The organism is Myroides odoratimimus (assembly GCF_001485415.1).
Classification (GTDB): Bacteria; Bacteroidota; Bacteroidia; order Flavobacteriales; family Flavobacteriaceae; genus Flavobacterium; species Flavobacterium odoratimimum.
The window spans coordinates 161949-177467 of sequence record NZ_BCMQ01000001.1 but is presented as its reverse complement, the minus strand read 5'-3'; the positions used below and the strand labels follow the sequence as shown (position 1 = coordinate 177467).

The 15519-nt window shown below is 31.5% G+C and carries 14 protein-coding genes and 2 tRNA genes; 5 read left to right on the top strand and 11 right to left on the bottom strand.

Features of this window, described 5'->3' with window-relative positions; translation table 11 throughout:
- The first annotated feature begins 77 nt into the window (after positions 1-77).
- From MODO_RS00725 to MODO_RS00710, 4 genes are all read left to right on the top strand, one after another.
- Positions 78-2882, top strand: coding sequence for a class I SAM-dependent DNA methyltransferase (locus MODO_RS00725; protein WP_059050621.1), 2805 nt, complete (start codon positions 78-80; stop codon positions 2880-2882).
- Between the two features lie 422 nt (positions 2883-3304).
- Positions 3305-4420, top strand: a complete 1116-nt coding sequence (locus MODO_RS00720) for a Fic family protein (protein WP_059050619.1) — start codon at positions 3305-3307, stop codon at positions 4418-4420.
- Between the two features lie 19 nt (positions 4421-4439).
- Entirely contained in the window at positions 4440-6434 is a 1995-nt protein-coding gene (locus tag MODO_RS00715) for a DEAD/DEAH box helicase (RefSeq protein WP_059050617.1), read from the top strand.
- Positions 6427-7626, top strand: a complete 1200-nt coding sequence (locus MODO_RS00710; RefSeq protein WP_059050616.1) for a GIY-YIG nuclease family protein — start codon at positions 6427-6429, stop codon at positions 7624-7626. The genes MODO_RS00715 and MODO_RS00710 overlap by 8 nt, the downstream gene beginning before the upstream one ends.
- A gap of 151 nt (positions 7627-7777) precedes the next feature.
- Here the strand turns inward: MODO_RS00710 and MODO_RS00705 are convergent, their stop codons facing one another.
- Both MODO_RS00705 and MODO_RS00700 read right to left on the bottom strand, forming a co-directional pair.
- Positions 7778-8248, bottom strand: coding sequence for a JAB domain-containing protein (locus tag MODO_RS00705; RefSeq protein ID WP_059050614.1), 471 nt, complete (start codon positions 8246-8248; stop codon positions 7778-7780).
- Between the two features lie 277 nt (positions 8249-8525).
- Positions 8526-8927 (bottom strand): helix-turn-helix domain-containing protein, encoded by a 402-nt coding sequence (locus MODO_RS00700; protein WP_059050612.1) that lies wholly within the window; start codon positions 8925-8927, stop codon positions 8526-8528.
- Positions 8928-9151: 224 nt separating this feature from the next.
- Here MODO_RS00700 and MODO_RS00695 point away from each other — a divergent pair, with 224 nt between their 5' ends.
- Complete coding sequence (locus MODO_RS00695) at positions 9152-9562, top strand: helix-turn-helix domain-containing protein (protein ID WP_059050609.1); 411 nt, start codon at positions 9152-9154, stop codon at positions 9560-9562.
- Between the two features lie 28 nt (positions 9563-9590).
- On the opposite strand, the gene MODO_RS00690 is transcribed toward MODO_RS00695, so the two are convergent.
- The 9 genes from MODO_RS00690 to MODO_RS00650 form a co-directional block, all read right to left on the bottom strand.
- Positions 9591-10100 carry a hypothetical protein gene (locus tag MODO_RS00690; protein ID WP_059050607.1) on the bottom strand — a complete coding sequence of 170 codons (510 nt, stop codon included), beginning with the start codon at positions 10098-10100 and terminating at the stop codon, positions 9591-9593.
- A 2-nt stretch (positions 10101-10102) separates the two neighbouring features.
- The gene (locus MODO_RS00685; protein ID WP_059050605.1) at positions 10103-11017 is read right to left on the bottom strand and encodes a relaxase/mobilization nuclease domain-containing protein; all 915 of its coding nucleotides are present in this window, start codon (positions 11015-11017) and stop codon (positions 10103-10105) included.
- Between the two features lies 1 nt (position 11018).
- Positions 11019-11318, bottom strand: coding sequence for a plasmid mobilization protein (locus tag MODO_RS00680; protein WP_059050602.1), 300 nt, complete (start codon positions 11316-11318; stop codon positions 11019-11021).
- Positions 11319-11416: 98 nt separating this feature from the next.
- Positions 11417-12325, bottom strand: coding sequence for a toprim domain-containing protein (locus MODO_RS00675; RefSeq protein WP_059050600.1), 909 nt, complete (start codon positions 12323-12325; stop codon positions 11417-11419).
- A gap of 192 nt (positions 12326-12517) precedes the next feature.
- On the bottom strand, positions 12518-13759 hold the full coding sequence (locus MODO_RS00670; RefSeq protein ID WP_059050598.1) for a primase-helicase family protein: 1242 nt from the start codon (positions 13757-13759) through the stop codon (positions 12518-12520).
- A gap of 99 nt (positions 13760-13858) precedes the next feature.
- The gene (locus MODO_RS00665) at positions 13859-14146 is read right to left on the bottom strand and encodes a helix-turn-helix transcriptional regulator (protein ID WP_016650142.1); all 288 of its coding nucleotides are present in this window, start codon (positions 14144-14146) and stop codon (positions 13859-13861) included.
- Positions 14147-14237: 91 nt separating this feature from the next.
- Entirely contained in the window at positions 14238-15059 is an 822-nt protein-coding gene (locus MODO_RS00660; protein ID WP_059050597.1) for a hypothetical protein, read from the bottom strand.
- A 264-nt stretch (positions 15060-15323) separates the two neighbouring features.
- A tRNA-Ile gene (locus tag MODO_RS00655) sits at positions 15324-15397 on the bottom strand.
- A 23-nt stretch (positions 15398-15420) separates the two neighbouring features.
- A tRNA-Ile gene (locus tag MODO_RS00650) sits at positions 15421-15497 on the bottom strand.
- Between the last annotated feature and the right edge of the window lie 22 nt (positions 15498-15519).

Sequence of the window (15519 nt, the reverse complement as noted above, 5' to 3'; positions counted from 1 at the left end):
TGAGGTATTAAAGAATCTGAGTTGGGATGCCTTGTCTTTTATCTATCTTTACAAGAAATATTTCCTTTTAGAAAAACATGAAAAAAACCGAAATACAGCAACGCTTACAAGATATATCGACCAACTTTGATAAAGAAAACTTTATATATGATTTTCTTTTATCTTTTGGCTTGTCAAAAACCACCATAACACGTTTAAAAAAAGGCGATTATAATTTATCAAAAAACGTAGGAGAACTTTTCTATAAAGGCAAAATATTCTTTAAAAGCCTTACCGAAGGAAGCTTGATTGATACGATTGACGAACTCTCAAAAGATGATAAAATTCTAAAACAAAAACCACGCTTTATTGTGGTTACCGATTTCGAGCGATTTTTTGCAACCGATACCAAACTTAAAACCAATAAAGAGTTTACTCTTGGCGAATTAGCCGAGCAAACCGATTTCTTTTTACCACTTTCTGGCGCGGAGATCTATCGTGTACATAACAACAATGAGTTAGACCGAAATGCAGCTTACAAATTAGGTGAATTGTATGATATTTTGGTGGTTGACAATCCCGATTGGATTGCAAAAGGTAGTCATCAGTTAAATATATTTTTATCACGTTTGTTGTTTTGTTTTTTTGCCGAAGACACAGGTATTTTTGCTGTAAAAAGTATTTTTACCGAAGCTTTAGCCAACAATACTAAAGTTGACGGCTCAGATGTTGATGAATTTTTATCGTTATTATTTAAAAAATTAAATACCGAAAAAGGAGACTTTCCTTTGTATTTAAAAGACTTTCCTTATGTAAATGGAGGTTTGTTTCGTGATGATATCGAATGTCCTAAATTTTCAAAAAAAGCACGACAAATCTTAATTGATTCGGGGGAATTGGATTGGTCTGAAATTAACCCTGACATTTTTGGCTCGATGATTCAGGCGGTTGCCGACCCAAGTGAGCGTAATAATTTAGGAATGCACTACACATCAGTAGTCAACATTTTAAAATTGATTAAGCCGTTGTTTTTAGATGAATTGTACGAAGAGTTCGAGAAAAACAAAAACAATGCAAAAGCTTTAGACAAACTATTGGTTCGCTTATCTAAGATCAAGTTTTTTGACCCTGCTTGTGGTAGCGGAAACTTTTTGATTATTACCTACAAAGAATTGCGTAACCTCGAAATCCAAATCATAAAACAATTAATTGATTTAAATACTGGTGTATCAACTGATATTCCAAGTGTTCAATCACGTATTGGGTTTGATGGAGATAAAGCACAAACTATAATTCCTGCTTCACAATCAAAAATGAATTTTTCGGGTGGGCAAAGTAAAATTTATTTCACCGAAATTTCGTTAAACCAATTCTACGGCATCGAAATCAAAGATTTTGCACATGAAATGGCAATTCTTTCACTTTGGTTGGCTGAACACCAAATGAACCAGGTGTTTGAAAATGAGTTGATGGATTACGGAAAATCTAAACCTATTTTACCTTTAAAAGAAGCAGGAAACATTACCCACGGAAATGCTGCCCGAGTAGATTGGGAAGTGGCTTGTCCTAAAAAAGAAAACGACGAGATTTATATTATTGGAAATCCACCATATTTGGGAGCAAGAATTCAAGATGCTGAACAAAAGTCAGATATGGATTTCGTTTTTAGTTCTTTTAAAAAATATAGAGATTTAGATTATATTTCTATTTGGTTTTACAAAGGTTCAAAATACATAGAAAATATTAATGCCCAATTGGCTTTTGTTTCTACCAATTCAATTTGTCAAGGACAACAAGTAGCTTTGTTGTGGGATAAAGTTTTAAGAGATATAATTGAAATATCTTTTGTTCATTTATCTTTTAAGTGGACAAATAATGCCAAAGCAAATGCTGGAGTTACCGTTATTATTTTAGGCTTACGTAATTTTTCAAACAAATCTAAATGGCTATTTAGCGACGGGATAGCCAAAGAAGTTAAAAATATCAATGCTTATTTATTAGATGCTCCAAATATTATTATTGCCGAACGTATGCAATCTATTTCAGGTTTTATGCGAATGAATTTTGGAAATATGCCGAATGATGGTGGTGGGTTAATATTAGATGAGGAAGAAAGTAAAGATTTAATATCTAATAATCCAGAAGCAAAAAGGTATTTAAGAAAGTTAGTTGGATCGACAGAATTTATAAACGGCGTGAATAGATATTGTCTTTGGATTGAAGATGAAGAATTGGAAGAGGCTTTGGAATATGAATTTATTAAAAATAAAATTGAACAAAGTAAAAATCATAGATTAGCTAGTAAAGATAAAGGAACAAATAAATTAGCTTTAAGACCACACCAATTTAGAGATAGAAATACAGCTGTTGATAGTGCAATTATTGTTCCTTCAACATCTTCTGAAAGAAGAGAATATATTCCATTAGGTTTTTTACCAAAAGAAACAGTAATTTTAAATTCAGCTTTAGCAATATACGATGCTCAACCTTGGCTTTTCGGTGTGCTTCATTCTAAAATGCACATGGTTTGGGTAGATGCTGTTGGTGGAAAATTAGAAACTCGTTATCGTTATTCTGCTAAATTGTGTTACAATACGTTTCCGTTTCCTCAGCTTAACGAAAGGCAAAAAGAAACCATTAACCAATATGTGTTTGCTATTTTAGATGAGCGAGCTAAGTACCCTGAAAAAACCATGGCTTGGCTATATAATCCTGAAAGTATGCCTTCAGGTTTAAAACAAGTGCATCACGAATTAGATTTGGCTATAGAACGCATTTATCGTTTAACGTCTTTTAATTCAGACGAAGAACGTTTAGAATATTTGTTTAAATTGTACGACGAAATGACTAAAAAGGAAACGTTGTTTGCAAAGGAGAAGAAAGTAAAAGGGAAGAAATTATAGTTTTGATAAGGACATTGATGTTCTTTTCAAATAATAATAGACAGATATATAGCTCTTTATATCATATGAAAAAGTGAAATTAGTAATATATATTTCACAGAAAGACATGTGTGTCCCTCTGTGCTTTTACTTGATTTCAAATTTTATTATTTTTTTGTAAGCAAAGAGTTTTGTCTTTATGAATTGTAATCAAAATAGCTTGTTTACATCAATTTTATGTTTATTGTAATCAAGGTTGTTTGTCTTCATTTTTTGTAATCAAAAACGATTGCGTACATAAATCTGTGTTTTTATGTAAACAAAGAGTTTTGTCTACATAAATTGTAATCAAAAGTTTTTGTATTCATATTTATATTGTTTTTTGTAAACAAAAGCATTTGATTGTGTTTTTTTATTTAAATTTGTATTCAAAATAGCAATGTATGGATTACAATTTAGACAAAGCAGTAGATTATCATTACGCCAGTTTCCCACCAGAAAATATTAATTACTCCCTTTTTATACAAGAGTTGGTACAAGCTACCGATGCGTTGGCTCGTTTTGACCAAATGCTGAAAAACCTACATAACACTGAAATTCTATTAGCACCTTTACGAAATCAAGAAGCGGTAATATCTTCCAGAATAGAAGGCACCATTAGCACGATGGATGAAATACTTCAATATGAAGCTGATCATGAAGGAGAAGACACAGCTACTGCAAAAGCGGATGTTATTGAAACTATCTTGTATCAAAGAGCTTTAAAAAGTGCACAAAATGCCTTAGAAAGTGGCTATAATTTTTCATTAAGCTTTATTAAACAAATGCACCAACAGTTATTGTACTTAGGTAGAGGCGCAAATAAATCTCCAGGTGAGTTTAAAAAAGAACAAAATTATTTAGCGGATAGATTGAAAAAGGAAATTCAATTTATTCCTATTCGACCTGAAAATCTTAATGATGGATTAGAAAGGCTCTTTGAATTTTTAGAGGAAAGTAATTTTCCTCCATTAATTAAAACAGCTATTATGCATTTAGAGTTTGAAGCATTGCATCCGTTTAAAGATGGAAATGGAAGAATTGGAAGAATGTTGATAACGCTGAATTTATGGCGAGAAAAAATTCTTTCACAACCTCATTTTTATATTAGTGGATATTTTGAAGAAAATAAAGACGAATATATTGAAGAGATGCGTAATGTTTCTAAAACAAATGATTGGAATGAGTGGATTCGTTTTTTCTTAAATGCTGTGGAAAGTCAAGCCATCAGAAATTTAGAAATAGCAGAAAGTATTAAAAATTTGTACGAAACCACAAAAACAGAATTTTCTGATTTGCTATCTTCAAAATGGAATATGGAAATATTAGATTTCATATTTACTTATCCAGTATTTAGAAATAATAAATTTGTTAATACAACTAAAATCCCAAATGCAACAGCAGTTTTGATTATTAGAAAATTGTTAGATAATGGGTATTTAGTTTTGAGAGAAGAATCATCAGGACGTAGAGCTGCAATGTATTCTTTTGAACCTCTGATGCGATTAGTTAGGGTGTAAACTTAAAGTATTTGTAAAAATGGAAAAAGATAAGAATACAGACTATATAAAACCTATTAATTTGGTAAATGTTACTTATGCTCAAACAGGTAAAAGTAAATCTACTAATGAGTTAGGAATGCGTGAGATGCAGGCAAAAGCTTATGAAGCTCGCTCTGCACAATATTTATTATTAAAAGCTCCGCCTGCTTCAGGAAAATCAAGAGCGTTGATGTTTATCGCTTTATACAAACTGATTAATCAAGGAATAAAAAAAGTAATTGTAGCTGTTCCTGAGCGCTCTATCGGAAATTCATTTGCACCCAATGAACTAAAAAAATACGGTTTTTATGCCGATTGGGAATTAAATAACAGATACAATCTTTGTTCGCCAGGTAGTGATACTTCCAAAGTAAAAGCATTCAAAGAATTTCTTCAATCAGATGAAAAAGTATTGATTTGTACGCATGCCACTTTGCGTTTTGCTTTTGAAGGTTTGCAAGAAACAGATTTTAATGATTGTTTAGTGGCAATTGATGAATTTCACCATGTTTCTGCCGATGGCGATAATATTTTAGGAAATGTAATTCGTAGAATTATGGAAAAATCTACGGCTCACCTCGTTGCTATGACAGGTTCTTATTTTCGTGGCGATAGCGTTCCTGTGTTATTACCTGAAGATGAAGAGAAATTTATAAAAGTTACTTACAATTATTACGATCAGCTTAACGGTTATGAATATTTAAAATCGTTAGGAATTGGTTATCATTTTTATCGAGGAAGATATTATAAGCACGATGATGAAAGAGGAATGTCTGCCTTGGAAGAGATTTTAGACGAAAATCTTAAAACTATTATTCATATTCCAAGCGTAAATTCGGCAGAATCCTCAAAAGAAAAATTAGAGGAAGTTAACCACATTATTGATTGTATAGGCGACTTAGAATATCAAGATACAGAAACAGGTGTTATGTATGTAAAAAGTAAACGTTCTGGAAGAATCTTGAAAATTGCGGATTTGGTTAACGATATTCAGAAAGAACGTGATAAAATTACAGCCTATTTACGAGGTGTAAAAACTCCCGATGATATTGATATGATTATTGCTTTAGGCATGGCAAAAGAAGGCTTTGACTGGCCCTTCTGCCAACATGCTTTAACGATAGGATATAGAGGTTCGTTGACCGAGATTATTCAAATTATAGGTAGAGCTACAAGAGATAGTAGTAATAAAATGCACGCACAGTTTACCAATCTTATTGCACAACCTGATGCCGTTGATGATGATGTGCGACTATCTGTAAACAATATGCTAAAAGCAATTACAGCATCTTTGTTGATGGAACAAGTATTAGCTCCAAATTTTAAATTCAAGCCAATGGATGATCCTGATGAAAATGAAGGAGAGTCAGATGATGAAAATACGATCAAAATAAGAGGATTTAAAAAACCAACCTCACAAAGAGCTAAAGATATTATTGAAAGTGATTTAAACGATTTAAAAGCACGTATTCTTCAAGATGATACGATGCTAAAGGCAATGCCTGGGAATTTAGAACCTGAAGTAATTAATACGGTTTTAATCCCAAAAATCATTCGGGAGATTTATCCTGATTTAGTAGCAGAAGATGTGGAAGCAATTCGTCAATATGTAGTTGTTGATTCTGTTATTAAAAATGGTGAAGTAGAAGAGCATGGTTCAAAGAAATTCATTCGTATGGCAGGAAGCTTTGTTAATATTGATGATATTCATATTGATTTAATCGATACCATTAACCCGTTTCAGAAGGCATTTGAGATTTTGTCTAAAAATGTAACAACATCTGTTTTAAAGGCTATTCAAGACACAATTAATGTTACGAAAATAGAAATGACCGAAGAAGAAGCGATTGCTTCTTGGGAAGCTATTAAACGTTGGAAAACGAACACAGGGAACGCTCCTGATATTAATTCGCATGATCCAAAGGAACAAAGATTAGCACAAGCTTTATTATTTTTGCAAGACGCAAAACGTAGAAAAAATCAAAATGGCTAAAAGTTTAGACGATATATTTAATGACGATGATTTTGGATTATTAGAATCACAACAAAAACAATCTTTTGTTCGTACAGACGAGGATCGTTTGATTGATTCGTTTGAAGAAATCAATTTGTTTTTTGAAAAACATAATAGAGAACCATCTACAACTTCTATGTCAGAATACACATTGTCAGCTAGATTGAAAGGTTTTCGAGCTAATGAACGAAATAAAAGTATCTTGAAAACGTTCGATCGCTTCAATCTTTTAGGAGAAGTAGAATTAAAAATTGAAACATTAGAGGATATTTTAGGTGATGATGATTTGGGATTATTAGATAATGAAGGAGATACTTCTATTTTTGAATTTAAATACACTCCAAAAGAAGGTAGTAGAACAAGTGCAGATTATATTGCGCAGAGAAAATCTATTTCAGAAAGAGATTTTCAAAAATACGACCAAATGTTTAAGCAAGTTCATAAAGAGCTTAAGGAAGGAAAGCGTAAATTATTAAATTTTACTAATGCGGAAGATAATTTAATAGAGGGTAATTTTTATTTAGTAGACGGGATTTTGTGTTATTTAGAAGTTTCAAATGCTGAAAAAGTTGTAAAAGAAAATAAGTCTGGAGATCGAATTCGTTTGGAAGGAAGAACAGTAACTATTTTTGAGAATGGAACTATCTCGAATATGTTGTTCCGTTCTTTAGGTAAGGCAATTCAAAAAAATGGTAAAATCGTTACCAATACAGATGAAGGAATATACAACCAATTACAGGAAAATTTTAATTCTCTAAAAGAAGAAGATATTCAAAGTGGTTGGATTTATGTATTAAAATCAAAATCAGAAAATCCAGAAATCCAGAATTTAGAAAACTTATATAAAATTGGTTTTTCAAAAAATCCTGTTCATGAGCGTATTAAAAACGCATCAAAAGAAGCGACGTATTTATTTGCAGATGTAGAAGTTGTAGCATCTTATATCTGTTATAGTTTAAATGTACAATTTTTTGAAAATTTACTTCATCGTTTTTTTGCAGAGGTTTGTTTAAATGTTGATTTATATGACGAATCTGGAAATCGCTTTGTTCCGAGAGAATGGTTTGTGGTTCCATTGCATATCATTGATGAAGTAATTCAGCTTCTTTTAAATGGAAGTATTATAAACTACAGGTATAATGTTGAAAACAAGAGGGTCATTCTAAAGTAGTAAAGCATTGGTGAGATATTAGTGTGATTCATACTAAAAGAAGATCAAGAAGTTTATTTGTATATAAAGTAAATAATTATTTAATATTTTAAAGAAGTAAAACTGTAAAAGCATCTTTATAGTTTTACCTCTTTAAAAAAACAAAGACACCTTATAAGATGTCTTCATCTGCAAAAGAGTAGTAGCTCTCCGTTGTTATAATTAAATGATCTAAAAGATTGATATCAAGTATCTTACTTGCTTCTTTAATCTTTCTTGTGATTTGTCTATCAGCATCACTTGGAGCTAATTTTCCTGACGGATGATTATGTACAATCAAGAATGCTGTAGCATGCGCTTTTAAAAGAGCGGAGAAAATGATTCTTAAATCTACTATTGTACCTGTTATCCCTCCTGAGGAAACTTCTAATACTCCAAGTACTTTATTGTTGTTTGAAAGCATAAGTACTTTAAACTGTTCTAATAATTCAATCTTGTTACTATCCCAAGCCTTTAATGCTATTTGATAGGCACTGTAAGAAGATGTAATCTGAGGTCTCTGTGAAGCCTTTACTTTTGATTTGTAAATTAATTCTACTTCTGAGGCGATAAGCCATTCTTTGTTTAAAACTGTAGTTTCCATAATATTAAATTTTTAAATTAATTATGGAGCCACAATTGGTAATGGCTTAGCGAGCGCAAGAAGCAACGCAATAAAGCGAAGACTTTAGTCAAGCATTTATGGGGGAATTTCTTGTTAGCGAACCGCTTGGCATTGCCTAACTTTGTGTAATTATTAATAAAAAATAAAACTGTGTTTCATTAAGACCTAATCACATTAAATGTTTTTAAACTACTATCTATGAAAAGAAAAAAGTTGAATACCCTCCACAGTAATTCTATCTTTTTTCTATAAGTACCTATTTATTTTGAATCAGTTTCTCTAAACGATTCATCATCTCATCTTTTTCTTTGATGATTCGTTCATACAATTCAACCTTTTCATTGTGTAATTGTACTATAGCAGTAATTGGATTAATAGTATCGTAATGATATTCTTGTATTGGAGAATCAATGTGTGTATTTGAGATAATGCTTAGAGCTCGTTTTGAATCAAAATTTTTAATAGCTTCAATAGGTACTGCAAGTATATTAGAAATCTCTTGTAGGAGTGAATTATCAATTACCTCTTTTTTCTCCAACAGTGAGATTTTCTTCTGAGTCCAATTATCTCCTAAATCAAATGCAAGAACCTCTTGTTTGATTCCAAGCATTTCTCTGAAACGTTTTATGTTTCTTCCCTGGTGTATCTTGTGTTCCATAATTGATTTAAGATTTTGGATGAATACTTGTAAAAGACTGATTACTAATTTACTGTTTGTAATAAAGTAGCGTTTTATTATCAAAGTTGACATTATAAATTACAGTAGCGAACTAATTTTACTTGTATAATACAATTGAAAATTAGTATCTTACGCTATCATTAGAATGAGACAGGTTTTAATAAACCTCTTTCATATATTTGTTAAACCTAATAAGTTAAGCCATGACAACAGCTACTCGTAAACATATAGGAAAAAATATTAGTCGAATCCGTGAAATAAAGGGAATGAAGCAAATAACGTTAGCTGAGCTTTTAGGCGTTAGTCAGCAACAAGTATCTATTATTGAAAACAGTGAGTCTGTTGAAGAAACTAAATTGCAAAGTATTGCTAAAATATTAGAGGTACCTGTAGATGTAATAAAAGATTATTCTGATGAGAGAGTATTGAATATTATTAATAGTACTTTTCACGAAAGTCCTTTTTATAGTAATACTGTAAATTACAATCCAACATTCAATCCTATTGATAAATTAGTAGAAGCTTACGAAGAAAATAAAAAGCTTTATGAGCGCCTATTAGAAGCTGAGAAAGAGAAAATAGCATACTTAGAAAAAATGCTATCGAAAAAATAAAACGAAAGCAAGCCTTAGTCATTTAAAACTAAGGCTTGTTTGTTTTTACCTCTGTTTCGGTTCTCCATTTCTTGTATACCTCATAGTTCTTAGGGTTTTCTTTAAAAAACTGATTCAGATGATTTAATTCAAGATTTATTTTTGAATTAGCCTCTATTAAGTGATTGTAATCAGAGCTATTAATTGTTTTATCTATTGCAATGTACATTGATACCCCACTAGTGAAGATGAGAAAAATATTAAGAGCAATCAAGTAAAACATCTTCTTATTACTAATTGCCTTATATACTTTTAAAAGTTTCTCTTTATTATCTACAAGTTTAGATTGAAATGCAGTAAAATCATTTTGTAGTCTTTCTCTATTTTTAGTTTCAAGATTACGAAGCTCTGACAGGTTTACTTTTACCTCAATGCTGTTTATTTTGTCTGAAAGCTCATTTTGCTGAGCGATATTCTGCTTCATTGTTTCTTGCAAGTAAACTACTTGTTTAAAAAGTAACTCAGTGAGTTCTGTAAGTGTTGGTTGATGCTTTGCCATAACTATCGTCTTATCGTTCGTTTTTTCTTTTTAGTGATATCAGGAGCATAGTCCTCATAGTAGTTTCCGTAGGAGTTTAGAAAACTAAATAGGCTTGCTGTGTTTGTATTCCAATTCTCAAATGAAATGTGTTTGTCTTGATCTTTGAATAGAACAGTGTGAAATAAATCATCACCACGTTTGGGAGTGTTATTTTCAAACAGTTCATTTAGTTTTAGATTGCGGTCAACTTCACTTGCTTTTAGATTTGTGTTAGTGGGTAAGTGAATAAACCGATATCCTTGAATATTGCCTTGTTTATTTATGCTCGGCTTTACTTCTATTTGATGCATTCGCATCATATCGATATACTGTTGTAAACTTTTAGGGTGCTCTTTTAAAACATGGTAGTGTGCTTTTTTAATCTCTTGTGCTACTTGCTTCTGATTAGCTTTTACTTGTTCTTTTTTGTTTTCGTTTTCTTGTCTTATAGAAGTCCAACCATATTTTAAAGCTATCTCATGAGCGATGCGTTGCGCTTGAAATCCGATATAATTATCCTTTAATGCCTTTGCATTTTCATCAATACGATTAGCCAGTATATGAATGTGCTTGTGCTCTTTTTCAGTGTGAACAAAAGCAATGTATTGCGCATTTTTGGGATCTAGCTTTAAACCAACTAAAAAATCATGGACAAGATTGTTTAAATCTTTATCTGTCATCTTCTTACTATCTTCAATAGTAGGTGAGATAACAACGGAGATTGTATTGTTCTTGCAGCGTGAGTTTTGATTTTGTAGAATTTGCATAGTTTGAAACATATCTTTCGGAGTTTTCCCCGAAAGATTGTTTCTAACAAGTTCATAGCCTTTGTTTGGATTAATCACATAATTAAAAAGTGCTGTTCCTCCAATACACGTTTTTGCTTTAGCTATCATATTACTTTAGTTTTTGAAGGTGATCTCTAATTAAGTTTGCGGTTTCAATAGTAGTCTCTTTTACTCCTGTTGTATCTCCAAGTTTAAACAGGTTACCAATTCTTCTGAAGTTATCAGCAAACTTGTTTAAGAGTTTGTAAACCTCAATTTCATCTTGTGTTAGTTTGTAGCTAAGTGCGTACCCAAGTGCAGTATTACGCAGGTACTCAGAAACGCTGCAACCAATTTTATCTGCTTTGTTTTTTATAAGCAGAGATTCCGTTAGGGTAACTCTAAATTCTATCTTATGTTCTCTTTTCATTGTCTTACCAATTTTGCGACCTTCGGGAGAAAAACGAGTGGTCTTTATTCCGATTCAAATTTTCAATTTGTAAGGACAAAGACACATCTCGATAATTCTTACGTCAACTTATCGCGATTAATACTAAGTAAATAATCATTGAGATCTTTATAATGTTTATATCTCACTCTCGCATCTTTTGTAGTTAATGGAAATGCAGTGAGTAATTTATCTGTTGCTTTATCGCCAGCTTTGTCATTATCCAAGCAAGCGATAATACTCTTGTACTTTGACTCAAACATTACTTTGTTATCTAAGGTTTTGTACAAATAATTGTTTGGAGGTTTAATTAGTGTATTGTCCAAAGTAGAAACCGAGTTTAAGATGATATAATCAAACTTGTACTCTAAGTTTGGTTTAAGAGTGAGAAATGATAAGAAATCTATAAAGGCTTCAAATATAAATACGGTAGTTGAACCATTGTCTATATAAGAAAGCGACTTAGAACCTAAGCATATTTGGATATACTTGTTTCTGAGTTCTACCCCGCCAAGTTCATTTTGAAAACCTATTGCGTAATAGGCTTTGTCACCAATAGTATAGTGTACTTCTTTGCAGTATTTCTGAACTATTTTAAGGCATAGACCTCGCTGTTTGATATAATGTATTAGGTATTTATTTCTAAGCGGTATAATAGCCGTAATTTGATAGTCTTTTCTTTTTTCACAAGTATCTATCTTAGAAGGTAACTGGTGAAAAGAAAAAGAGTTGCTTGCTAATATCTTAAGAGCTTCTTTTACATCGCACTTGTAATACAACATTACAAAGTCTAAGACATTACCCTTATATGTATTATCTCCAAAATCATAGAAAACATTTTTAGTTACACTTACGTGGAATGACGGTGTGTTCTCTGTTCTAAAAGGAGAGTAGTACCAAGCTTCCTTGTTATTTATTTTAGATTGTCTTATCCCTATATTATCTAAAATAGAGATAAGAGATATATTTTTTGCTTCTTGATAGGTCATAAGTGTTTTTTTAGGTGTAAGTGGTTGATATTTAGTTTTTAATAGAATATCTGTGTATCATTTTGTTGTCATCTGCGCATCTGAGTTTGATTGTGTCTTAAAAAGAATACTGTTTTAGATGATTGCAGATGAACTATAGATGACAAGTGTTTGATACTATGAAGTATTATTAAATGAATGATACTCTATCTATTACAGTAATTTCTCATCTGTCATCTGATTTAAAAGAGTGTCTTTTAAAATTCTGTAGTATTTCCCTTTGTGAATAATTCGCTTTAATGTATTGTCTTCTATTTTGATCCGCTCATAATTATTGGAATTCGTTGATCGTACTAAGGCAATATTTTCAAGTATGGTCTGTATCTCTCGCATTGGAATATTATGTCCTCTGTTATAATAGTTTAAAAGGGCATTAATATCAGATGGAGTAGTGTCTAGTTCATTAATATCAAATTCATTAAAAATGATATCAAGTATGTCAAGAACCAGGTTCTTGTTTTGAAGGTCTAAGTCGTGTTTAAGTTTGTGTAGAGCTTCTGTATGTATTAATTCAGGAGTAAACCACATTCGTGTTTTCTTTTCAGTCGTGAAAGGCACTCTATAGAGGTAGTTTAAAAAAATGGGAACCTCCTTAATAAGCTTAGCGTAGAACTCAGTGCTTCTATTTTTTATCATTGGAACTTTAATCACCCAAAACCTTGTTTCTTCTTTATCTATCTTTAGAAAGTTATGCTCGTGATTACTAGTCATAATAATCTTAAGAAAAGATTTCTGTTCAACTTTTTCTTGTCCTTTGTATTCAATGGATTGATACATTGCTGTTGAGATGTATTTAATTGCTTCAACGATATCTTTATTGTCAGATTTTACTTCTTCTATTAACAGGAGAAGTTTACTATCCATTTCACTATTGAACTTTTCGGTAAATGCATTGGCCTTGATAAAGACAGCATTTTTATCAAAGATTTCTTTTATCCAGTTTAGAAAGGTAGTTTTCCCTGTTTCACGATTTCTTGATACAAGTACTATGATTGGTAATATTTGCTCGGGATAGAACAACAAGATTTTAAAGTAATCTATACCAAGTAAGTATTGATTTCCAAAAATGTGTTGTAGAAAATAAAAGGTAATAGGTATCTGCTCTTTAAGTGAATTTAATGAAAGTACAGAGGTAGTGTCTATATCATATAGAATAGGAGAGTAGGAATTAAAATAATCTCCTATAAAATGAGCGTAATTAATGTGACTGGGTTCACATTTATAACCAAAGAATTTTGGTAGTTCTTTAATCATGTCTTTTCCAAAGTCAGTGATGATTTCTGACTTTTTCCATAGTTTGCGTTCGACAATGATTTCTTTGCCGTTTACGTTCTTCTTTCTTATCGCATAGTAATCTGTTCCTATTCGAATGTATTCTGTTGCAGTTGTAGTCATATCAAACAATTTTCAGAAAGAAGTAGTTACATTTACTACTCTTTTCTTTGAGTTATAGAAATAGTTATCTAAGCATTGATAGTAGGGCTATCAATGCTTTTATCTTTTTAACTGTTTTGAAAATTGCGATAAAACTTCTTCGTCTGTAAAGACTCTGTACTGTTTAATCCATTCAATTATTTCAAGGCGATCAAAGAATAAGGTGCCATTGGTAGGTTTGTGATGAGGGATTAAATTCTTAGAAGTTAATTTGTGAATAGTACTGTCTGAAAAGCCAGTATAGGCCATTAGATCTTTAATAGTAAAGATCTCTTTCTGAAACTGATTACCTTTAGTAATCATTAGCTTAATCTCGTTAAGCTCTTGGATAATTTTTAGCGTTGTCATAATAAATATTTTTTGAATTATGACGCTAAACTATTTGAATGATGCTATCTGAAACGGTGGTTTGTCAGTGAACTGACATTTAATTTAAGGTTTAGAATGTTTTTTTAGATAACTGACTTTTTACATTTTCTAAGATCTTAGCATATGTTTCTTTATGAGCGTTAGTGATTAGTTTTCTTCCCTTTTTATTTATAGAATCATAGTTAATTGCAGAGTGACTTTCTGCTGTTGCATATTGAAAGTAACGAGAACTTTCTTTAAGTGTGGTTTTATGTAGAGTGAATAACTGTACAAAAGGAATAAAGAACGATTCCAAAAACATTGCACAATGTTGGGATTGAAGTTCTAATTTGATAAAGGGTTCTATATGTCCTACATGTTTAAGAATGCAGTATAGTATTGCTCTCTTAAAATCCTCAACGGTTGTATCATCATTAATAACTTCTTTCTTTAATTGGTACAAAGTTTCTTTAATGATAGTATCATGTGTAGTACTGAAAGTAAATACATTATCCTTATTCTGCTTTTTTTCTTTTTTAATAGGAGCTGTATCGATTGTAATTATCTTTTCAACAGGGAGTGATAGTAGATATTCTGTTGAGTTTTGAAATGATTTAAAAGATTGTCGATATATCAAGTTTAAATGGCTGATTAAGAAAATGTTTTGCCCTTTGAGAAAATTAATTACTGCGGTTAATAATAGTACTGAGTAAATTAATGCACTCAAAGGTAAAAGAATATACCATTTTGATAAGTTATAGAAATACGGTAAAAGCGCTACCGATACAATCAATGATGATATTGGTAGTAATGGTGCAATTATGTAAGTGAATTTCTTAGATAAAGTAATTGAGTGAAATTTATCTAACTTCTCATGAAAGAAAAAAAACGGAGTTTCAATTAAGGTATTCATAGTGCATTGTTGTAAGTTAGGATTTGAAATATAACTAAATGCAATATAATGAAGCGTTTCAATGGTAAAGAGGAGATGGCACTTGAAGTCTCTCTTTTACTATTTTTGACTAAAAAAGAAGCTAAGTGAAACAAAATGAAAACTTTAGTATCTTTGTGGGGTAGAACAAAATGTTGTACGTATGTTGTACTGATGAAGTGAAACGAGAAAAAAGGGCATAAAAAAAGCACCTATTTTACAATAGATGCTTCTTTGAAATTTTAGTGGTCCCACCTGGGCTCGAACCAGGGACTTACTGATTATGAGTCAGTTACTCTAACCAACTGAGTTATAGGACCGGTCTTTTGACCGTAAAATTTCGTGGTGGTCCCACCTGGGCTCGAACCAGGGACTTGCTGATTATGAGTCAGCTACTCTAACCAGCTGAGTTATAGGACCAGTTAAAACGTGTTTAACGGGT